Raw genomic sequence first — 22,691 nt, forward strand, 5'->3', positions numbered from 1 at the left:
ACAGGTAATATTGTCGTATTCGCCACTAGGTATAACAAGCTTTTCCCAATAATTTTGAGGTATGAAAGCAATAGATATTATTATGTTGCCTGTCAAGGACAGGCAACAGGCGAAAAAATTTTACTTGAAACTCGGTTTCCAAATTGTATTAGAGGCCAAAGACCCGCATGGCGAAGATTGGATACAAATGGGTTTTCCAGGCCATAGCACAACTATTTCCCTGGCAGGTTTTCAGGGTTTAATCTGCGAAACCGAAGATATCGAAAAAGAGATTAAACAATTGAAAATAGACGGCATAGAGGTTGGCAAAATTGATGATACGCCCTGGGGCAGGTTTGCCTGGTTAAAAGATCTTGATGGGAATAGTGTGTGCCTCCGTCAAATAGTCGAAAAAGATTTTAACACCGTCTTTTAACTGGGTATTTCAGTAAAAGTGATCACTAGTTCCGTATTAGCTCCTCAATTATTTTGGTAAAGTAATTGCCTTTATCATTAAGGTCTAAAGGTATTGAATTCGCATTTACAGGATAGTTTACCTGTATATACCTTAGAACTCCATCTTTATCGAGAAACAGGTTTCTTGGAAGTGCTTGTAATTTTAGTTCATTTTTATAGGACTGACCGTTTTCCAAAACCGGGAAATTAAAGTTTTTATCTTTCATGAAGTTTACCAAATGATCCTCAATAACCCTGTTCTCTGTAATTGATATAAAGTTCATTTTGTCTTTATACTTCTCTTTAAGCTGACTTAATTGAGGCATTTCAGCAATACAGGGACCACAATAGGTTGCCCAGAAATTAATCAATGTAGGCTTTCCTGATAATTGAGACAAAGAAACTTCGTTCCCATCTAATTCCTTCAATTTAAATCCGGGAAGTTTCTTATTTAAGAACAAAAAGGTGGAATCTTGTTTGTAGGTAAATTTGAATATCGGTTGTTCCCCCGCAACTCTTTTCCTGATTGCAAATTCAATATAGTTAACTATAGTATCTTTTTTAGTTGTTGTGTGAAAAATGTTCGGTACAAGAATTTCGGAAGATGGCAATGATTGACTAACAGATTCAAATGCTGTTTTTATTTCTGTTTCAGTGAAAACAGCATTAGAATTGAAAGTATAAACTGTATGCTGTGCAAAACTTTTCTGTAATAAGAATATTAAGAACAGAGCTATTGTTAATCTCATATATAGTTTTATTTTAAACTAAGTTAGGATAATCCTTGGTAAATCTGTGAAATGAATCTTTCCATTGTGCGTCCAAATTAGAAAGATATTATAAAATCCAGTAACTTTGATAGTATCATTTTGATAGTATCATATGATACTATCGCTGTTAACTATATAAAACCTCCATACTACATTACAAGTGAAATACTTAACTTATTAGCTAAGATTTCTGAAAAAATCGGTGAATTAAATGCGATACAATTAAATAGACCTCCAGCTGAACTTAGAAAATCTAATCGTATAAAAACCTCCGCAGGGAAATATGGTAACCCGCTACTATCTTTGTGAATAGAAGCGAAAACAAAATCGGTACCATTAATTAAGCCTGGTTTAGCTTTGTCCAAAAAGTCTTGAACTTCCCCCTCATTACCATTAGGTGTATAAGGCATATATGTGGTAACCGGAGGCGTAGAACCATAGTTTTCAAATGGAATTCTCTCCTTCTAATTATTTTATTGAAAAAAACTATTTAACAAAAACATAGAATATGATTATAAAAAACAATTTTCACATCATAACCGGTGGCCCAGGAGTTGGAAAAACAACTTTAATAAATGAGTTGCAACAGAAGCAAATGAACTGCATTCCTGAAGTAGCCCGAGAAATTATCAAAGATCAATTAAAAAATAATGGCCAGGCCCTACCTTGGAAAAATGCAAAAGAATATTCTAAATTAATGCTTTCGCATTCTGTTCGGGATTATGTCAAACTACTGGATGCCAATGATCTTTATTTTTTTGACCGTGGTATTCCAGACACCTATGCTTATGAATGCCTGATGAACTTTGATTATGATGAGAATTTAAATTTCATTGTAAATAAATACAGATACAATAAAATAGTTTTTATACTCCCTCCCTGGGAAGAAATATACAAAATGGATAACGAGCGAAAACAAGATTTTCAGGTAGCTAAAGAAACCTATAATGTAATAAAAGATACTTATGAATGTTTAAATTATGATCTAATTGAAGTACCATGCTTGGCTCCTGCAGAAAGGGTTGATTTTATTAAAAAAACACTAAATAAATAACATACCCTGTTCAGCCTATCGCTATTCCTATCTTATAATTTCAAAATTTGTTTTGCCTTTGGGAATATGTAGGTAAAGACTGATGAAATTTGCGATCACATTACCATCCTCATCTTTGTATTTTGCCCATAGTGCCGATTCACTTCTTAACCTTTTATCAACAGAAGTTTGCTCCAAACGGACCAATCGCCCCCCACCATATAAAACCATCTTATAATTCTCTAGTTTCTGCATCTTGTAGTTTTTTGCTGATAGGGGTATTTTGTAGTTTTCTAAAGATTCCTCTAAATCATTTTTAGTACTGTACTCACATTGTGCATTTTCTTTTTCTCTATTAAATAGGAGGGCAAAAAAATCATCAACTTTTTCATCATTTTGCATTTGCCAAACCTGCTTGTAGGCATTTTCTGTTTTGGTCAGTAGTTCTTTCTGATCCATTTTACTTAAATCAGTACTGTTTTCCCAGCCTGTATTTTCATAGGGCACAGTAGCATCAAAAGTAAAACTATATTCATAATAATCTTTTCCCTTCCCTATAAAGGTTTTACCATCAGCTTCGGTTAAGCTGGTATGGGTTAGTACTGGTTTCTCGCTTACAAAGGCATTTTTTCCGGTATCAGCCTTGTTGCGCTTAAACACTTCTATTTTTATATTGGTAAAATCTACTAATGTTTTAACGCCTTCTCCCTGCTGGCTTTCCGTTTGCGGGTATAATTTATAGGTAATGGTTTGCTTACCACTTTTGTTTATTGCAGAATAAATATCAATGGGCGTAACAGTTTGTCCCAGGTTATAATTATGATATACTGGTAAGCCATTAACCAATAACTCGAAATAACAGGCTTCGTGGCTTACAAATAAGTAAAAAAAGGGCTCATTAGAAGAATGTTTTACCGAACTAAGAAGGGTTTTTACAAAGTTCGAGCTGGTAAGCTTAGGATTTACTTCCTCTATTTCTGCGCTGATTTTTTTATTGGATTCACTGCAACTGGATACTAGAAAAATAAGTGAGAAAGCTAAAATAGCGTTTTTAAAAATAGGCATAGTGAAAGTTTTTTAGTCGATATGCAATAATTATGCCTCATTGATTTTCAAATGTTTGCTAAAGTTAAGTTTGGTGTTTAGTTTTTTTATAAATTTAGGCTACTAAATATCACCACATCTGTAACCAATAATACCTATGTCCATAATCAAAACAAATAAAAAATTAATTTTAAGATTAGCTTTTCTTATTGTTCCTTTTGGCATCTTGACTTTGGTACTGCATGATGGTCAATCTGGCGGACAGACTGGTGGCGGAGCCTATGATCTGTCTGGCCTTATTTATGGTTTGGTGCTTTTTGCCTGTATTACCGTGTGGATGATCTGGATGTTGATCGCTTGTTTTCTGAGCAAAACACCAATTGACCGAAAGATGTATCTTAAACTGCTTTTAATAGGAATAATAGCGCTTGTTGCTGCTTATTTTGTTACGCCCCGAATGTTCTAGAAATCAATAACTACCACCAAAAGTGGGGAAGAACCTAAAAGTGATTACCAGTTCTGTATTAGGCCTCAATTATTTTAAAAAGCTATCTTTAACCGTGTGTAGTTTAATGCCTAATGTGTTATGATCAGCAGAAGTGAACAGAAAATGATGAAATTAATTTTGGATGTTGCAACAGACCATCCGGAGGTTCGGGCCGTGTTACTGAACGGTTCCCGGGCAAATCCTAATGTCGCAACGGACATCTTTCAGGATTATGACATAATTTATGTGGTTAAAAGTCTTGATCCCTTTCTCCGGGATCATACCTGGATCGATGTTTTTGGTGAACGGATGATCCTTCAAATGCCTGAAGATATGGAACTGTATCCGCCGGCACCTGAGTTAGAGGGCGCATTTTCCTATTTAATGCAATTTACTGATGGAAACCGGATAGACTTGATATTAGTTCCGGTTGAAAACCTGCAGCATTTTCTTACAGACAGCCTTTGCAAGGTATTATTGGATAAGGATGATATGGCCAGCTTAAACGCACTTGATGCAGCCAGTGATAAAAGTTATCTGATCAGCAGACCATCGGTAAGGGCATTTAACGATTGCTGCAACGAGTTTTTGTATACCTGTGCAGGACTTGCAAAGGGCATCTGGCGGGAACAGCTTCCATATGTTAATTATTTATACTACCATGTAATTCAAACTGCATTAATGCAGATGATGGATTGGGATATTGCATTTCGCCATCAGTTTTTGGTAAATCCCGGTAAATCCGGGAAGTTTTACAAGGAATATCTTGAACCGGAATTTTATGCCGAACTGATCCAAACTTATCAAACTACAGATGTTAAAGAGACCTGGAACTCATTATTCATGACCATGGAACTGTTTCAAAAAATTGCCAATAACGTTACTGAACAACTAGGCGTTGCGTACCCATTGGATGAGCATCAACGCATCGCCGATTATTTACAGCACGTTAAACTGCTGCCTAAAAATTCCAATAAGATATATTCTTTGTAGGAATCAATTGGTGGAGTTAAACTATTTTTTTGGTTTAATGCTCACTTTTTTGCTGGTTGTTGCATTTACATCTGTATCCACATCAACTATTGACAATTTACCACTGTTAAAAGTTTGACGTATTCTGCCCCCTGTAACTGTATAGTTTCCTTTCTTCATCACAAAACGAACCCGGCAGCCTGGGAGGTTCTCTGGCAGTTTATTGGCTATTAAAGCTTCGTTGTACGTGCTTTTACCAGTATTGTCACCCTTATAATTGAGGGTTAGGTTCAGCTTGATCTTATCGTAAGCTTCGATAGGGTTGGAACAGAACCGCAAGGGTTCAGTAAAAGTAAAGGAATCACCATCGATTCGGATAATCCGGAAAAGACCTAGTATGAGTTCCCAGCGATGTGCCTCCCCGCTGCGGCAAACTACACCAGGACGCATTCTGATAGTTGGGGTTTTACCTAATGTGTCTACGTGTGGCGTATGGATATGGCCGTTAACGATAAGTTTTACTTTTTGCTGGTTTAGAAAAGCTGTATCAGCACGGTTTTGCTTGTGTTGTGCGATGATCCGGAGTTCACCTTTTCCATGAGTTTCCAGAAATTTCAAAAGCTGCTTACCCTGGAGGCCCGACAGGGGCTTTTTGTCTGGTATGTCCACAACTGGGTCACCCAGGTAATCGTCCATAAAAAGAAAGCGTGTGCCGGCAAAGGCCATTCCAAATACGCGCATGCCACATAGGGTATTCCATTGTGCGGCTTTTGCCGGATAATCGGTTTCTTTCATGCCATAAAAATCATGGTTGCCGGGAACAGAGAATACCGGTGCATTGATGTGCTGCACCCCTCTGTATCCTTTGGCACCTTCAAAATAGTTTCTGAACTTTTCTTCAACGGTAGGCAGTTTAACATAGCTCTTCACGGTATCGCCACCCCAGCCTCTGAGATCTTTGTTGAACCGGGTGTAATCGTGGATAAGATCACCGGTAACAATCACAAAATCGGGTGCGATGATGTTGGCAACAGTGATAAATTTGTCCAGCAGCTGAAGTTCCTCGGCATAACCATTTTGGGCAGATCCGACCCAGTTCCGCGAGACGTGTGTATCGGATATATGGATAAAGCTGTGCTTTGAGGGGAAGGTTTTAACCAGTTTAACAGAACGTCTGGAAATATTGATTTCTCCTGCCGAGTAAACCAAAAGATCATACATGTCTTCCGGGCTGTTGGCCGGGATACTGACCCAGATCTTATTATTGGTATACATATGGGTATACGAGTCGTATTCAAAGCGGCCTTTTAATACGGAGTCAATTTTAACTTTGACCCGGCTGTAAGGACCTTTGAGTACAATGGAATCAATATTTCGTTCGCCACTATTGTTGTACAGGATGTGAAACTGGTTGCCGGTTTGTGCAATGAGGGGCGAGGCACGGAAAGGATAAACAATACTTCCGGCCGGTAAAAAAGATTGTGCGCCGGCACTGAGGCCAAGCAGGCAAAATAATGTGAATAACAACTGTCTGATCGGATTTTTTGTGCTCATGGTGTTATGGTGATGTTTGCTTCTTTAGTAATAGATTTCTCTCCGTATAATCTTGAATTAGCCGCAGAAAACACAACTTTATAAGTTCCCGGAGTTGTATAGGTAAAATTATAAACAGACGGAACCGGTTCAGATATTCCTTTAATCGCCGTACCTCTGTCGGGGCCCAGATCGATAGCGTTCAAATTAACCGGTTTACTGATAGCCCATATTTCTGTCTGCACGAGTTTTCCTGCTGCAGTGATGTTACCCCGAAGGGTGATCAGCCCGCTGCTGGCATTTACTGAATTTCTACCCGATTCCAGAATCGGACCCTCTTCTAATAAGGACCATCCGGCTGATAACTGGTCCATGGCTACACTGGTGCCTGCATCCGTTTTTGTATTGAACAAAAAGTTGCGTACGACAGTGTTTCTATAAACTCCGTTGGCCGTGGTTTGGGGTAAGGTAATATAGCGAAATGCTACATAAAGGGGTTTAGTTTTATCGGTAACGATAGACGATAGGTTTAATTCTCCGGAACTGAAGTAATCCAGAGTGGTTAGAGAGAATGAAAATGAACTGGTCAGGTCAGTCCAGCTAGCCGAGTTGACGGCTGAAATGTTTTTTTCTCCGTTATAGTTTGAAGAGATGAGGACGGAAAGTTGTTTATTTTGTCCGCCAGCCTGTAGCCGTGTCTGGAATGACATACTGAAGGTTTTGATATCCATAATTCTACCATTGCTAAAGGCATAGTCATTGCCAAATTGCCCGGAGTAAAAAGAGATAAAATCCGGATTCCCATCAAATGTAAATGGTACAGGTTCGCCAACTCTATATGTGCTTTTTGGAACCTTTACATCAAAGCTTGGTTGCGGTACCTCATTCTTTTTGCAGCTTATTGTAAATAAGACCAAAAGAAGTACTAATTTTCCTTTTAACTGATTGTGTTTCATTGGATAAGGTTTTTATTAAAATCCTGGGTTTTGTCTCATACTGTTGTTTAAACTCAGCTCTATTGATGGTATCGGAAGGAGGAGATTCCGAACCTTTACGTTAGTATAACCATAGGCACTGTATTGCATGTTACTTGGCGCATTGCTGAGTATGTCGGCCTCAACGTCTTTCATCACGTCCATGAAGATACCCCATCTGACGAGGTCGAATTTACGCAGACCTTCATAGCACAGTTCTCTGCTGCGTTCATCTTGAATGATGCGCCTAAGGGCTTCTTTGGAGGGGGCATCTGCAGAAATGAAGTTTCTGGCTTTAGCTCTTGCTCTTACCAGGTTGATGGCGTCAAGTGCAACCTGTGTAGGGCCATTTACTTCATTTTCTGCTTCTGCGAACATTAAGAGCACATCTGAATAGCGTAACAAGGGGAAGTTTGTCGGACCAAAGTCAGGGCTACGCTGTGTACTGGTCTCGTCCTGGATACGCCATTTACCGGTTTCCCTGGCATATATTGCTGTTGGGGCATATTGTAGTGTATCGGACAGCATAGTGCTTCCATTGGTCCTGAAATAATAAGTGGCAATGTTGCGGTTTTTACGAACGTCATGGATGTCGTCATATTTCAGGTATAGTGTAGCAGTTGCACCAATTTCCCCATAACCATAGAGTTCTGAACTGGTGTTCCTAACCGAGAATTTTTTAGCGAACCAGCCGCCTGTTTTTGTGGGGTCTGTTAATCCGTTGCCGGTAAACTCAACTTCCCAGATGTTTTCGTCAATGTCATAGAGGTCTTGTGTATGGTTAATGAAGATTTGTGCATAACCCGAAGCTAATTTATGTGTGCCTGATTTGATGACCTTATCAGCCCATTCTTTCGCTTCCGTAAATTTGGATACCTCTTTTAATGGTTCACCGGCCATTTTCAGGCACACCCTAGCCAGAATCCCTTGAACTGCTGTTTTGCTTACCCTCCCTGGGAAACCAAAGTCTTTTATGTTCCCTACCAGTCCTTCTGCGGTGGTCATATCTGATAAAATCTGGTCATATATTACTTTTTGTGGCGTGCGGGGATTATTGACATTTTCGCCTGAAAGGGTAGGCGTTAAGATCAAAGGTACATCACCCCAGAGGTGCACAAGTTGAAAATAAAGGAAAGCGCGTAAAAACAGGGCTTCCCCACGAATGCGGCCACGGACTTTTTCGTCCATTTGGGGGTGATCGATATTGGCAAGAAGGAGGTTGGCATTGTTGATACCGGCATACAAGGCAGACCAGGTTTCGGCAACAAGTGCATTTGAGGCATCATGGTTATACACCCTCGGGTTTACTGCTTCAGCGGAACGTTTATAAAAACCTTCGTCTGAACCATGGGCAAATTCATAGACCAGGTTACGGCTAAAGGTACCTCTATTATTCAAAGCACTGTAAACGCCGGTGAGCGCCTGATCCAGTTCTTTTTCCGTATTGTAATAGGTTTCAGGTGTAGTAAAATCTGTAGGTTTTACATCCAGGTAACGCTTGCAGGAAGCCATGACTACAAGGATAGCGATGAGCGATAGTAAATATTTTGTTTTCATCACGTGAGTTTATAAAGTAAGGTTAAGACCGAATGTTAATGTTCTTGCGCGGGGGTATACCGACCAGTCGAAGCCCGGTGTAAGTGCCGAATCGTAAGCGGAAACTTCTGGATCATAGCCCTGATATTTGGTCCAGGTATAGATATTCTGAGCGGAGCAATACAGCCTTAATCCTTTGATGCTATACTTGTTTAGTAGTTTTGAAGGGAATTTATAGCCGAGCGATACCGTTTTCAGGCGCAGATATGATCCATCTTCAACAACCCTGCTGGAATAAGCTGCAGGTCCGTATCCAAGGGTCCTGTAATAGGTGTTGTTTTGGTTTTCGGGTGTCCAGCGGTTGATATAGGTTGCGAACATGTTCTGTGAAGCCCGGCCAAATCCTTCAAACACCAGCCTGTTGGTATTCATGATATCGACGCCATAGGCTCCCTGCAGAAAAACACCAAGATCGAAGCCTTTATAGGCAAAGTTATTGGAAAAGCCGAAATTGAAATTGGGGTTAGGGTTTCCGATAATGGTATAGTCGGACAAATCGGCAACGCCGTCGCCATTCAGGTCTTTGTATTTGATGTCGCCTGGCTGAATGTCTTCGCGGGGATTTCCGTTGGTGGGAATCTCTGATTTAAGGATATATTTACCGGAGGGGAGTTGATCGAAATCTGCGTATTGATAGTTGCCCTCCCAGATCAGTCCGTAAAACATGCCAATGGGCTGGCCGATTTTGGCTATGTAAGGGGGAAGGGATTTATAGCTGGTTTCCCAGTTGATCATACTAACCAGGGCTTCCTGGTTTTCAGTGAGTTCGAGGACTTTATTGCGGTTGAAGGAGATGTTGAACTGACTGGACCAGGTAAATTTGCTGTTTGAAATGTTGGTGGTTTCAAGGCTGACTTCCAATCCATCGTTACGCACCCTTCCTACATTTTTATAAGACCTGGCAAATCCGAGTGAGGGTGGTAAATTGGCATTGAGCAATAGGTCTTTGGTCGTTTTCCGATACAGGTCGACCGTGAGTATCGCCCTGTTTTTGAACAGGCTCAGGTCGAGCCCAAGGTCGCTCTGTACGGTGGTTTCCCAGATCAGGTTGATGTTTCCCAATGCAGTTGGAATTAAACCTTTAACCGATGCATTGTTAAATGCATAAATGGCCGAATTGGGCAGATTTAAGGTAGACATGTAGGCGAAATCAGATACTCTGTTGTTTCCGGTTGCGCCTATACTTGCCCTCAATTTGGCATCGGAAATGAATTTAAGAGACTTCATGAATTCCTCTTCACTGATGCGCCAGGAGAGGGCCCCTGAAGGAAAATATCCCCATTTATTGCCTGGAGCAAATTTAGAGGAGCCATCAGCCCGGAAAGAAAGGGTTGCCAGGTATCTGGATCTGTAGCTATAGTTTATCCTTCCAAGGAAAGAGGCCAGTGTATTGGAGGTAGAATTGGAGGAGATACTTTTTGGAGATCCTTCATCCAGTCCGGATACACCAAGCAGTTCATTGGGTACCAGTGTTGCATAGGCACCGAAGCCATTTGAGCTTCTGCCCTGAATGGTAAATCCGGCAACTGCCGACACTTTATGGCGCTTTGCAAACGTTTTGCTATAGCTTAGGGTATTTTCATTCAGATAGTTGTTGGTTTCCAGATAAGATACCCCGCCATTTACACCATTGGCAATTCCCTGAGGTGTTAAAGGACTTCCTGAGCCGGTAAGTGAATTGTCAAATGAATCGGAACGCCTTGCTGAGCGTGTTACACCACCAGAGACCTTTAATTTAAAAGCATTCCATTTGTATTCGGCATAGGCATTTGCATTTAAGATATTGGTGTACTGCTCCCGAAGCTGATTCTGATAATTCTGAAGGGGGTTGAAACGTTTATCATTAACCAGGTCAATGTCCTGATCGATACTTTCCTCCTCAATATCGATGTTGGGATTACCCACTACAGGACGATAGCCCCAAACGCTGTACATGAGTGCGCTGGACTGGAAACTACCACTTTCGGGAACTGGTGAACCCCCGAATTTTTTCAGGGCACTGTAGTTAACATTGCCACTTACGGTTAACTTATCGTTTACTTTTTGATCTAGGCGGAAACGCCCCTGGTAGCGATTGTAGCCGGAACTGACCATCACACCATCCTGATTAAGGATGTTACCAGAGATGGAGTACTTTGTTTTACCGGTACCCCCCAATACTGCTAAACTGTGGTTCTGCATAGGGGCTACCCTGAACAATTTACTTTGCCAGTCTGCTGCCGGTACCAATCTGTAAGACTCGAGATTTGGTCTTGAACTGTTAAAATATAAGTCTGAAACCGTACCTGGATAGCGTTCCGACTGGTATTTTACAAATTCGTAGGAGTCGAAAAGCTCCATTCGCTCCAATACCTCCTGCTGCCCATAGTAACCGTTATAGGTGATGGAGGATGTCCCTTCTTTACCAGTTTTAGTAGTAATAATGATGACACCATTGGCACCCCGTGCACCATAGATGGCAGTAGCGGAAGCATCTTTTAATACTTCAATAGATTCGATATCGTCGGGATTGATGGCGTTGTTATCGGAATCTTCAAGAGGAAAGCCATCAATAACATATAGAGGGGCATTGGTACCGGTAATGGAGTTTGCGCCCCTGATGACGATGTTGATGTTTGAACCGGGCTGACCGTCAACAGAGGTTACCTGTACACCTGCTACCCGACCAGCAAGGGCCTCATCAAATGAACGTACCGGTGCTTTTTGTATGTCCGCCATGTTGACCGAACCTACTGAGCCTGTCAGGTCTTTGCGGCTGACTTCACCATAACCTACCACTAAAACCTCGTCCAGTCTGGTCTGTTCCTCCTTTAATATGACGTTCAGTTCTGTTTTTCCGTTAATGTTAAGCTCGAGGGGAACAAATCCCACATAGGAGAACAGGAGGGTACCATTGGCATCGGGAACTTTGATAAGGTAATGTCCCGTACTTCCTGTTGTTATCCCTATGTTGCTTCCTTTTAGCTTTACGCTTACCCCGGGGAGCGGCTGACCATTGGGATCTGTTACCCGCCCTTTAATTTCAACGGCCAAAATCCGGCCGTCTGCTGTTTTTGGTTTTATGATCACGGTGTTTTCTTCAATCACAAAGGTGAGGGGCTGATTGGCAAAGCATTTTTCAAGTACTGCAGTTAACTGTTGGTTCTGCACTTCTATATCTATGTGCGGCAGCTTGCTGAGCATATCCAAATTGTATAGAAAGTTATAGCCCGTTTGTTGTTTTATATTGGATAGGACATTGGCTAATGTGACATTTTTTAGTGATAAGCTTACTTTCTGTGCAAAGCTTGCTGCACTTACCTGAATCAATCCCAGTAACAGTAAAAAACATGTTAATTTAATTCTCATAACCCATTTGGTTTTGTTTGCTTGATTGAGCTTAACGGGAGAAGAGCCACTACCCGACAGACCTGCAAGTGAAGCATACGCTGCAGTATGCTTCAATAGCTTGTAAAATTTCATATATTTGGATGGTTTGGTTGGTTAAATTTGTTGTAACACATCAATGGAAACTATTCCCAAACTTTTGCCGGTGGGTGGTTGCAAGCACTCCCGGCTTTTTTATGGGAAAGGTGATATAAAGTAAAGCTTATGGCATCACGACAATCCTCCTTCCTTCGGTCTTAAAATGAACGGAACCCGTAAGTTCGAGCATCCGGAGTACTTTGGAGACTTCCTCAAACCTGGATATAGTACCTGAAAATCTTTGATTGACAAAATCTTTATGATAAACGATCTCTACATTATACCAGCGTGCTATTTTACGCATGATCATGCCGATGTCTTCACCGCTGAACTGAAAATAACCATTTTTCCAGGCTATGGCCTCTTCCTGCTGAACGGAAGTGGTGCTGAATGTGCCTTTGAGTAAGATAGATTGTTCGCCAGGCTTGAGAATGATTCCGGAGCTGCCGCCCGCCTGGCTTACTTTTACAGAACCCTCCAGCAGGGTAGTTTTTGTACTTTCTTCATCTGCATAAGCGTTGACATTGAAATGTGTGCCCAGTACTTCTATAAGCTGACTGGCAGTTTGTACTTTAAAAGGAAGCTGTCTGTTTTTAGATACTTCAAAATAAGCTTCTCCGGTAACTTCAACAAGGCGCTCATTACGATTGAATATGGTAGGGAACTTTATGGATGAGGATGCGTTTAACCAGACCCTGGTGCCATCTGGCAGGTTTACCTGAAATTGCCCGCCTTTAGGGGTAACCAATGTATTGTAGGACCCGGGTGAAACTTCGGATGCAGTAGGGAGGAGCTCATAAACGAGCTGACCATCGGCTGCTTTTTTGATGCGTACACCGGCCTGTTTGCTGAGTAGCCCGGATTTGGCATCGCTAAGATCGATTTCGGAACCATCGGCGAGCACTAGTAAGGCTTTATTAGCACCCGGAGCGATCTTGTTTTGGCTGAAGATAGTTTCGGACGACTTGAGGCTGCCGAAATCAACAAAATGCAGGACGGAAAAGATCAGGGCGATCACAGCAGCAGCAGCAGCGTAAGGGTACCATACAGGTCTGGATTGTTTTTTAGTTCTTTTTTGCAGTTCAGTCCATATTTCATCTTCCAGGCTTGCCAAGTCTGTATCATTACCGGGGAGAGCTATTCTGTTCTGAGTTTCTTTTTCATACCAGCTCTCTATGATCGCTTTCTCATCGGGTGTACAGGTTCCCTCGAGGTATTTTTTAAGGAGCTGATCTGCATTTTTATTTTCCATCTATAGATTTACTGTATTTGTACTGTTGCTATATCTATAAATAGGTTAGCTACGTCATAGGTGGTAGAAGAAAAAAATATTTTTTTAATTGGCGCTAAAAAAACGAAGGATGATGAGGAACAAGCCGAACTTTGGGCGAAGAATTTTGATGGCGTTATAGATCTGTTTTTTAACAGTCTGATCGGAGATGCCCATTTTTTTAGCGATTTCTTTATGAGAGAGATTGCTTTTGCGGCTCAGTTCAAAGACTTCTCTCATTTTTTCGGGTAGGCCTGCAATTTCCTTTTCAATCAAGACCGCGAGTTGTTTTTCCCGGATAGCATCTTCAGACGAATATTGCCCTTCCTGGATAAAACTTTCCAGTGAAGCCAGGTATCGACTGCGTACTTTATGTTTATCGATGAGATCGAATATTTTATATCTTATTGCCGAATAGAGATAGGAGGAAAGTGAGCTGTTGAGGTTTATTTCCCGTCTTTTGGTCCAAAGTGCCGTAAACAGATCCTGTACAACATCTTTAGCTTCATCTTCATTATGGAGTATTTTGCAGGCATGGCGAAACAATAGCGCCCAGTATCGTTTGTATATTTCTTCATAAGCAGCGTCATCAGCTGATTTTAACAGTTCAACCAGTTCATGATCTGAAAGATTTCTATATAAATTCATTAAATGGTTCTATTGTGCCCGTACCCGAATTTACTTAATTCCCTGAAACACACAAAGTAATTTATTACATTTAATATTGCCATTATCCTGAAGTAATTCTATTTGTGGTAAAGTATGGTTGCTGTATGGCTCAAAGTTAACCGGAGTATGTTAATTTATAATTATTAAATTTTTACGAAATCTCTACCACCAAGACGCGAGTATCCCTACATAGGTTGTAAAAAATAAATATGAAGATAAGCCGAATTGCAGGATTGGTACTATTGATGCTTTTTTGGGGATTAATGGGGTTTTCACAATCTGTGCCGAAGAATTATTTTGGTAATATTCCGGGAATGCTGGAAGAACAGACCGATTCATTGAGCGCAGTGATCCAACAAGTATTGAAAAAATATCCCCCCAGTATAAATAAAGCTTCATCGGAAAGGAGGCTGGCGTTGTATGAAATTGATGGAATACTGCATGATACGAGGCTGGATTCGACCAATGCGCTCAGGAGTTTTATAAAAGACCGGTATGAACTGGCATTGACGGCACTTCGGAAGCCAGCTCCTAAAAAAGGAATTCAGATCATTAAGTTGTACAACCATGGTTTTGTGATCAGAACGGCTACTGTGACCATCGGGTTTGACCTGGTACTGCGGAATATCAGGGCGTTGGCCAAAATTCCGGAAGGAGTCTTAGTAAACGCTATGCAAATGAAGGAAATTGCAGATCATTGCGATGTATTATTTGTGAGTCACCAACATCCCGACCATGCCGATCTTAGGGTGGCCAGGCTGTTTGCAGCACAGCAGAAAGTTGTTTATACCCCGCCTGGCTTATGGGAAGGGGAATCGTCGTATATCAAAGTGCTTAGAGACACTACTTTGCTGCGTACGAAACTAAAATTAAAAAATGGCCGGATGTTGGCTGCGAACGTTTATCCGGGACATCAGGGAGAGATATTAAATAACCTTTACGCGGTAACCATGCCGGAGGGATATACGATTATGCATACCGGGGACCAGCACGCTAAGCGGGACTTGCCCTGGTTACGAAAAGTGCATGAGCTGCAAAAGATAGACGTTTTGCTAGTGAATTCCTTTATAGATAACTTTCAGCAGACAGTGGACGAAAGTATCCGTCCAAGGCTCGTGATCAGCAGTCACCAGAATGAACTGGGCCATACCATTGATCACCGCGGGCCGTACTGGTTACATTTCAGACTTATTAAAAAATTTAAAACACCCACGCTGATGATGACCTGGGGTGAACACTATTTATACCCATAGCTTTATGAAAATCCAGATATACCCGATACTCGTCCTGTTCAGCTTAGCTGCGGTCAGCTCGGTTTCCGCACAGAAAAAGGCAGCAAAAGCAGCCTATATATATACCGATGCACAAACACTCACAAAAAACGGGCAATGGCCTTTAAATACCAGTGATTATCAGCGGGTGGATAGTACTGGCCGGGTGCCCCTGCCTGCAACAGTGCAAGCCCTGGCGCACTGGTCGTCGGGCATAAATATTATGTTTCAGACCGATTCGAAAAGCATTGCTGTAAAGTGGAAAATTGCCAAATACAGGACGATACCTACCATGACCGCTGTGTCATCGTGTGGGCTGGACCTATATGGCTGGAATGGTACCTATTGGCAACACGTAGGAATCGGAATCCCCAGGTCGGAAGTTAATACCGATGTGATTGTAAAAGCAATGGCCGGAAAGATGACCCATTACAGGCTATACTTGCCCATAGGATCGGAGCCCACCCAGGTGGAAATTGGTATTGATCCTTTGGCTACCATCAAGCCTGCCGATGCGCGTTTCGTACCCAAAAAGCGGGTAGTTATTTATGGATCGAGCATCACACAGGGCACAGCTGCTTCTCGTCCGGGTATGACCTATACTTCAATTTTATCGAGAAGATTAGGGGTGGAGACTATTAATTTAGGCTTTAATGGTAGTGGTAAAATAGAAATTGAACTGGCCGAGGCAGTGGCCAGGATTCCGGCGGATGTGTATGTGCTGGATTGTGTGCCGAATCCTAGCCCTCAGGAAATAAAAGAAAGAACTTATCCATTTGTAAAAAAACTACGCACATTGAGACCCAATACGCCCATTGTGATGATTGAAAGCATTACCCGTGAAAGGACTTTCTGGGATTTGGAGTCGCAGGCGAAGGTAAAACAACAGAATGTGGAATTTAAGACTGCTTATAAAAAGCTGCTTAAAGATGGAGAGAAACAGTTATATTATTTATCCACTGAAACTTTGAACGGGGACGACCATGAATCGTCTGTTGATGGGACCCATCTTACTGACCTTGGTTTTATGCGGCTGGCTGAAACAGTGGCGAAGACATTAAAAACAATTTTATAATTTATAGTCAATGAAAAATACAATTATAATATCCCTTTGCTATTTCCAGCTATCTTTTTGTCTGGCGCAAACAAAAAAAGATTATCTTCAGGATGAAAGTAAAGTTGAAAACTATACACTTCCGGCATTGCTGAGACTCAACAATGGTAAGCAGGTTAAAACAACAAAGGAATGGGAGAATAGCAGGCGCCCTGAGCTTTTAAAAACTTTTGCCGAAGAAGTATATGGCAAAACAATGGCTAGTTCGGCAGCACTCCCTTATCGGATAGTCAGCGTAAACAAAAATGCACTAAATGGCATTGCAACACGAAAAGAAGTACAGATCTTGCTTTCAAAAAGTAAAGGTGCGAGGCAGTTGAACCTCATTATATATACCCCTAATCAGATCAAGGAGCCAGTTCCAGTGTTTTTAGGGCTCAATTTTTCCGGCAACCAGGAAATGAATACAGACACCGGGATAACCATTACGAAATACTGGACAAGATTTGCCGGTGAACCTGGTTTTAGTTCAGCGGGTATAGCCAATGAAAAAAGTAGGGCAAGATCAGAGGGACGCTGGAATGTTGAACTCATTTTATCTAGCGGATATGGCGTAGCAACAGCTTATTATGGAGATTTGCAGTTGGATAGAAAAGACATTTATTCGTTACCTGATGATTTTAATAAATGGTACGATCCTCAAAAAGAACTCAAACCGGATAGTTCGCAATGGGGGGCAATCGGAATTTGGGCCTGGGGTTTGAGCAGAGCACTGGATTATTTGGAAAAAGATCCCTCAGTTAATGCCAAAAAAGTGGCGGTAATTGGTCATTCCAGATTGGGTAAAGCGGCACTTTGGGCCGGGGCACAGGACAAGCGGTTTGCGATGGTAATTTCTAACAATTCAGGCGAAGGTGGAGCCGCAATTACCAGGCGGAAATTTGGTGAGACAATTAAAAGAATCAATACTTCCTTCCCTCATTGGTTTGCTGATAATTTTAAAAAATATAATGATAAGGAAGCGTCGTTACCGATAGATTTCCATGAATTAATGGCCTTGATTGCACCTAGACCACTCTATGTAGCAAGCGCATCGGAAGATTTATGGGCAGATCCGGTAGGAGAATATACAGCACTCTTTTATGCAGGTGACATTTATAAATTGTATGGTTTTGAAACTTTTAAAGATCGTAACCCTCCTGCTACCGATACCCCGGTTAGGGCGGGAGTATTGGGTTACCATAAAAGAACAGGTAAGCATGATATTACTAAATACGATTGGGAGCAATACATCAATTTCGCAGATCTATATTTGAAGTAGAAATGAATGGCTTGTTGATCGCCAATGAAAACGGGGAAACTTACCGTTTCCCCGTCATGTGGAGCCGAAGGGGTTCGAACCCTTGTCCAGTTGTGCGATAAATTATGCCTTCTACATGCTTATTTTCCAATTAATTGTAGGGATCTGGCGGGCTGGAAACCGACCTAACCGTTCACCTTAGGTACTTTATCTCGCAACTGTATCGTACCTTACAATTGCCAGCGTTGTTATTACGATGCCCCATATTCTAACCTAACATCGCAGCAGTTAGAGGGACAAAAGCTAGGCTAATTCTAAATTAGGCAGCTAAGGCGTAGTTATTTTCGCCAATTATAGTGTGAACGTTCTCTTTTAAGTGCTCTCCGTACAACGCACTGCATGCTAACATACTTAGCTTCACCCTGTCAAATCCAAAACGGCCCCATCCCATTAAGTATGCTGATGCTCAGGGATTAAACTTTTCCTTGTCCATCAGCATACAAAGATACGAAAATTATGCCATTTTACGACCAGGATATTGCTTTAAAGCAATGTCAAGGCAGTCCATAGCCCTATTAAGGTCTTCAGTATTAAGTACATAAGCCATTCTGACTTCGTTTTTTCCTGAACCCGCTGTCGAATAAAAACCTGTAGCAGGTGCCATCATGACAGTTTCGCCCTGGTGATTAAAGCTTTCCAGTATCCATTGGCAGAACTGATCGGCATCGTCAATCGGCAATTTGGCAACTACATAAAATGCACCACCCGGATTCGGGCAAAATACGCCATCCATCGCATTCAATCTTTTTACAAGTGTATCCCTGCGTAAAGTATATTCTTTATTTACTGCTTCGAAGTAACTGTCGGGGGTGTCTACAGCAGCGGTTCCGGCAATTTGTTCTACCATACCCGGACTTAACCTGGCCTGTGCAAACTTTAGCCCCGCCTGGATAACGGCTTTGTTTTTAGTAATTAAACAGCCCAATCTGGCTCCACAGGCGCTATAACGTTTGGAAACGGTATCCAATATCACCACATGCTGTTCCAACCCATTTAAGTGTGCCGGAGAGATAAATTCCCTGCCGTCGTAGCAAAACTCCCGGTAGGCTTCATCGGAGAGCAGGAAGAGGTCATATTTTAAGCACAATGCTTTTAAAGCTTCTAATTCTTCTTTTGAATATAAATAACCGGTAGGATTATTTGGGTTGCAAATGATAATGGCCTTGGTTTTTGCAGTAATGAGTTTTTCAAAATCGGCAATAGGAGGAAGGGCAAAACCATTTTCGATATGTGACAATATAGGTTTTACCACAACATTGCTCATACAGGCAAAACCATTGTAATTTGCATAAAAAGGTTCGGGAATAATGATTTCATCACCTTCGTTAACACAGGTCTGCATGGCAATGGTAATGGCCTCAGAGCCACCAACTGTAACCAGGATATCCTCTGGTGTAATGTTATACCCTAGCTTATTGTAATAATCTGCGAGTTTGGTACGGTAAGTTAATGTTCCTTCCGAGGGCGTATAGGCCCAAACATTGAAATCTATATTTTTAATGGCATTCAGCATCCCTTCAGGCGTTGCAATGTCTGGCTGGCCAATATTCAGGTGGTATACTTTTTTACCTGTTTTTTTTGCCTGATCCGCATAAGGGGTTAGTTTTCTTATTGGTGAAGCGGGCATGAGCAGCCCTTTTTCCGAAATGTCTGGCATTGTGCAAAATTAAAATTCAGTCTACAATTGCCACCCCCAGGGGTGGATTAATAAGTTAGTTTTTTTTGAGAAGGTACAAAATTAAAAAACCTCGTTGATTAACGAGGTTTTAATCAAAATATCTTTTTGAAATGCTATTTGCTGGCCGCTGCCACAGTTTCTCCTTTAATGTATAAAACTTTAGTAGTAGTTTTTGCATTTGAAGTAATGGTAATACTTTTGCTGAAAGGAAGTGCAGCACCAGTTGGGTTATAAGTAACTTTAATTACACCTGAATCACCTTTTTTAACCGGCGTTTGTGTATACTCAGGAACTGTACATCCACAGGTAGTCTCTACCTTGGTAATAATAAGGGGCTGATCACCGATATTAGTGAATTTAAATTCTATTGTTGCAGGCTTGTTAAGCGGAATTTTTCCAAAGTCATGACTCTCCTTGTCAAACTTGAATTCGGCAGGTTTTGATTGAGCGTTAGCAGCAACACTTATACCTAAGATTAACGTAAATAACAGAATTAGCTTTTTCATTTTAATGTTGTTTTAAAACAAATTTAATGTTTTCATTCATAAAACAAAAAGTATTCCATTATATTAATTACGATACACTGTTAAGTCATACTTTAGATTTTATGTATCTTTGCCGCATAATTGAATTGCTTATGATGCCAAATAGTAAACTTACCACAAACCCTATCGACGCTTCGGAGTTAAGTTTTGATGACTTCAAAACTATTGTTATAAATGATTATAAAATAGCTGTAGAGAGTAGACAGGCTAGTTTATTGGGCCGAAAGGAAGTGTTGACAGGTAAGGCAAAGTTTGGAATTTTTGGCGATGGTAAAGAGCTTCCGCAAATTGCAATGGCGAAGGCTTTTAAGAATGGCGACTGGCGCTCAGGTTATTACAGGGACCAGACTTTTGCTTTTGCAGCGGGCATCTGTACCATTAAAGAATTCTTTGCCCAGTTATATGCCAATCCCAGTGTGGAGGCAGATCCTGCATCGGCAGGCCGGCAAATGAACTGCCATTTTGCAACCCGTTCTTTAAATGAAGACGGTAGCTGGAAAGATTTAACGGATATAAAAAATTCCTCCTCGGATATTGCACCAACAGGTGGACAAATGGCCAGGTTAGTTGGTCTGGCATATGCCTCGAAATTATACAGGCAAAATCCTGAACTGGAATATTTAAAGAATTTTTCGGTCAATGGCAATGAGGTGGCTTTTGGTACCATTGGCAATGCTTCTACATCCGAAGGTGTATTTTTTGAAGCCATTAATGCAGCCGGTGTTTTACAGATACCCATGGCGATGTCTGTTTGGGATGATGCTTATGGCATTTCAGTACCTGCAAAATACCAGACTACAAAAGAAGATATCTCTGAAATTTTAAAGGGCTTTCAGCGTGATGAAAAAGTTGAAGGCTATGAAATATATAAAGTAAGGGGCTGGGATTATCCGGCATTGTGCGAAACCTATCAGCGTGCCATTGATGTTTGCAGGAGCGAACACGTGCCGGTGCTGATCCATGTTACCGAAGTTACCCAGCCGCAGGGCCACTCTACTTCAGGTTCTCATGAACGTTACAAAGATAAAGACCGTTTAGAATGGGAAAAAGAGTACGATTGTATCCTTCAGATGCGCAAATGGATGCTGGAATCGGCAATTATCTCTGAAGAGGAAATCCTTGAACTGGAAAATACCGCCAAGAAATTTGTTCGTGAAACCCAAAAAGAAGCCTGGAATGAATTTTTAGCTTCTATAAAAGCAGAAAAAGACCTGGTTGTTACTGCCATAAACAATGTTGCCAATGGTGATCCTGCATTGATCAAAATTGCCAGTGTTCTGGTCAGTACACCTGATGCGCAAAGAAGGGAGGTTATTTCTTCGGCAAGAAAGGCTTTACGGTTATCCATAAGCCAGCCTTCTGCTGCCAGAAATGAATTGCTGGACTGGTATAATGATCAGGCCGGACTGAATGAAGACCGTTACCATTCAAAATTATTTACAGATGGTGCTGAAAGCCCTATGCTGGTCAATGAATTGAAACCAGCATACAACGAACTCAGCAAAATGGTTGATGGCCGTGAGCTGCTGAATGCTTGTTTTGACGCCAATTTTGCACGTGACCAGCGTTTGGTTGCTTTTGGAGAAGATTTAGGCGCAATTGGGGATGTGAACCAGGGCTTTGCCGGCTTACAGGCAAAATATGGAGAACTGAGGATTACCGATACCGGAATCAGGGAAATGACCATAATAGGACAGGGCATAGGCCTGGCATTGCGTGGCTTACGCCCGATTGCCGAAATCCAGTACCTGGATTACCTGCTATATGCTTTAAATATTCTGAGTGATGACCTCGCAAGTTTGTCGTACCGTACCAAAGCCGGACAAAAAGCACCGGTGATCATTAGAACGCGTGGGCACCGGCTGGAGGGTGTATGGCATTCAGGTTCTCCAATAGGGATGATCCTGGGTTCTTTAAGGGGGCTGCATATCTGTGTGCCCCGCAACATGACCCAGGCAGCGGGAATGTATAATACCCTTTTCAGATCTGATGAACCTGCACTGCTCATAGAATGCCTGAACGGTTACCGCCTGAAAGAAAAGTTACCTGAAAATGTTGGTGAATATACCGTGCCTTTGGGTAAGGCCGAAGTGATCAGGGAAGGCAGTGATTTAACTGTTGTTTCTTATGGTTCTACTTTAAGAATTGTGGAGGAAGCGGCAGAAGAACTTGCCCAATTGGGTATCTCTATTGAAATTGTTGATCCCCAGACCTTATTGCCTTTTGATACCGATCAGCTCTGTGCACAGTCTTTGGCAAGAACAAATAAGTTACTGGTTGTGGATGAGGATGTACCTGGAGGCGGAACTGCATTTTTACTGCAACAGATACTGGAAGTGCAGAATGGTTATTATCACCTGGATGGACAACCGCGAACATTGAGTGCCAAAGCGCATCGCCCTCCTTATGGTTCTGACGGGGATTATTTCAGTAAACCTTCTGTTGATGATGTAATAGAGGTTGTTTATGCTATGATGAACGAGAGCAACCCGGGTAAATATCCGGCTATATACTAGAGCGTAATATAAGGAAACA

The 22,691-nt window shown here is 41.6% G+C and carries 18 protein-coding genes and 1 other RNA gene; 8 read left to right on the forward strand and 11 right to left on the reverse strand.

The genetic code is table 11. From position 1 onward, the window contains the following. Positions 1-61: 61 nt before the first annotated feature. Complete coding sequence (locus PHEP_RS07460) at positions 62-415, forward strand: VOC family protein (protein WP_015807319.1); 354 nt, start codon at positions 62-64, stop codon at positions 413-415. Between the two features lie 25 nt (positions 416-440). Here the strand turns inward: PHEP_RS07460 and PHEP_RS21540 are convergent, their stop codons facing one another. Beyond that, positions 441-1,184, reverse strand: coding sequence for a TlpA family protein disulfide reductase (locus tag PHEP_RS21540; protein ID WP_015807320.1), 744 nt, complete (start codon positions 1,182-1,184; stop codon positions 441-443). Positions 1,185-1,713: 529 nt separating this feature from the next. On the opposite strand from PHEP_RS21540, the gene PHEP_RS07475 reads away from it, so the two are divergent. Continuing rightward, a complete protein-coding gene (locus PHEP_RS07475; protein WP_015807322.1) occupies positions 1,714-2,259 on the forward strand; it encodes an AAA family ATPase in 546 nt (181 codons plus the stop codon). 27 nt (positions 2,260-2,286) lie between these two features. Here the strand turns inward: PHEP_RS07475 and PHEP_RS07480 are convergent, their stop codons facing one another. Continuing rightward, positions 2,287-3,303 carry a hypothetical protein gene (locus PHEP_RS07480; RefSeq protein ID WP_015807323.1) on the reverse strand — a complete coding sequence of 339 codons (1,017 nt, stop codon included), beginning with the start codon at positions 3,301-3,303 and terminating at the stop codon, positions 2,287-2,289. A 136-nt stretch (positions 3,304-3,439) separates the two neighbouring features. On the opposite strand from PHEP_RS07480, the gene PHEP_RS07485 reads away from it, so the two are divergent. Both PHEP_RS07485 and PHEP_RS07490 read left to right on the forward strand, forming a co-directional pair. Beyond that, complete coding sequence (locus tag PHEP_RS07485) at positions 3,440-3,748, forward strand: hypothetical protein (RefSeq protein ID WP_015807324.1); 309 nt, start codon at positions 3,440-3,442, stop codon at positions 3,746-3,748. A gap of 120 nt (positions 3,749-3,868) precedes the next feature. After that, positions 3,869-4,762, forward strand: a complete 894-nt coding sequence (locus tag PHEP_RS07490) for an aminoglycoside 6-adenylyltransferase (protein WP_015807325.1) — start codon at positions 3,869-3,871, stop codon at positions 4,760-4,762. Between the two features lie 21 nt (positions 4,763-4,783). Here PHEP_RS07490 and PHEP_RS07495 read toward each other — a convergent pair whose 3' ends face one another. From PHEP_RS07495 to PHEP_RS07520, 6 genes are all read right to left on the reverse strand, one after another. After that, positions 4,784-6,295 carry a metallophosphoesterase family protein gene (locus PHEP_RS07495; protein WP_015807326.1) on the reverse strand — a complete coding sequence of 504 codons (1,512 nt, stop codon included), beginning with the start codon at positions 6,293-6,295 and terminating at the stop codon, positions 4,784-4,786. After that, the gene (locus tag PHEP_RS07500; protein WP_015807327.1) at positions 6,292-7,230 is read right to left on the reverse strand and encodes a DUF5017 domain-containing protein; all 939 of its coding nucleotides are present in this window, start codon (positions 7,228-7,230) and stop codon (positions 6,292-6,294) included. Before PHEP_RS07500 ends, PHEP_RS07495 begins: the two co-directional genes overlap by 4 nt. 15 nt (positions 7,231-7,245) lie before the next feature. Beyond that, positions 7,246-8,805, reverse strand: a complete 1,560-nt coding sequence (locus PHEP_RS07505) for a RagB/SusD family nutrient uptake outer membrane protein (protein ID WP_015807328.1) — start codon at positions 8,803-8,805, stop codon at positions 7,246-7,248. 9 nt (positions 8,806-8,814) lie between these two features. Beyond that, positions 8,815-12,306 (reverse strand): TonB-dependent receptor, encoded by a 3,492-nt coding sequence (locus tag PHEP_RS07510; protein WP_015807329.1) that lies wholly within the window; start codon positions 12,304-12,306, stop codon positions 8,815-8,817. 127 nt (positions 12,307-12,433) lie between these two features. After that, positions 12,434-13,561 (reverse strand): FecR family protein, encoded by a 1,128-nt coding sequence (locus PHEP_RS07515; protein WP_015807330.1) that lies wholly within the window; start codon positions 13,559-13,561, stop codon positions 12,434-12,436. A gap of 84 nt (positions 13,562-13,645) precedes the next feature. After that, positions 13,646-14,227 carry an RNA polymerase sigma factor gene (locus tag PHEP_RS07520; RefSeq protein WP_015807331.1) on the reverse strand — a complete coding sequence of 194 codons (582 nt, stop codon included), beginning with the start codon at positions 14,225-14,227 and terminating at the stop codon, positions 13,646-13,648. Between the two features lie 230 nt (positions 14,228-14,457). Here PHEP_RS07520 and PHEP_RS07525 point away from each other — a divergent pair, with 230 nt between their 5' ends. The 3 genes from PHEP_RS07525 to PHEP_RS07535 are packed head-to-tail and all read left to right on the forward strand — an operon-like array spanning position 14,458 to position 17,894. Further along, positions 14,458-15,501, forward strand: a complete 1,044-nt coding sequence (locus PHEP_RS07525; protein WP_081436842.1) for an MBL fold metallo-hydrolase — start codon at positions 14,458-14,460, stop codon at positions 15,499-15,501. Between the two features lie 4 nt (positions 15,502-15,505). Next, the gene (locus PHEP_RS07530) at positions 15,506-16,594 is read left to right on the forward strand and encodes an SGNH/GDSL hydrolase family protein (protein ID WP_015807333.1); all 1,089 of its coding nucleotides are present in this window, start codon (positions 15,506-15,508) and stop codon (positions 16,592-16,594) included. A 10-nt stretch (positions 16,595-16,604) separates the two neighbouring features. Next, a complete protein-coding gene (locus PHEP_RS07535) occupies positions 16,605-17,894 on the forward strand; it encodes a glucuronyl esterase domain-containing protein (protein WP_015807334.1) in 1,290 nt (429 codons plus the stop codon). Between the two features lie 56 nt (positions 17,895-17,950). Here PHEP_RS07535 and ssrA read toward each other — a convergent pair. The 3 genes from ssrA to PHEP_RS07545 form a co-directional block, all read right to left on the reverse strand. Continuing rightward, positions 17,951-18,317, reverse strand: a transfer-messenger RNA (tmRNA) gene (ssrA, locus tag PHEP_RS21880). A 70-nt stretch (positions 18,318-18,387) separates the two neighbouring features. Next, entirely contained in the window at positions 18,388-19,590 is a 1,203-nt protein-coding gene (locus PHEP_RS07540) for a pyridoxal phosphate-dependent aminotransferase (protein ID WP_015807336.1), read from the reverse strand. A 134-nt stretch (positions 19,591-19,724) separates the two neighbouring features. Beyond that, entirely contained in the window at positions 19,725-20,117 is a 393-nt protein-coding gene (locus tag PHEP_RS07545; protein WP_015807337.1) for a DUF1573 domain-containing protein, read from the reverse strand. Between the two features lie 131 nt (positions 20,118-20,248). Here PHEP_RS07545 and PHEP_RS07550 point away from each other — a divergent pair, with 131 nt between their 5' ends. After that, positions 20,249-22,672, forward strand: a complete 2,424-nt coding sequence (locus PHEP_RS07550) for an alpha-ketoacid dehydrogenase subunit alpha/beta (RefSeq protein ID WP_015807338.1) — start codon at positions 20,249-20,251, stop codon at positions 22,670-22,672. The last annotated feature ends 19 nt before the right edge of the window (positions 22,673-22,691 follow it).

Origin of the sequence: Pedobacter heparinus DSM 2366, assembly GCF_000023825.1 — a bacterium.
GTDB lineage: Bacteria > Bacteroidota > Bacteroidia > Sphingobacteriales > Sphingobacteriaceae > Pedobacter > Pedobacter heparinus.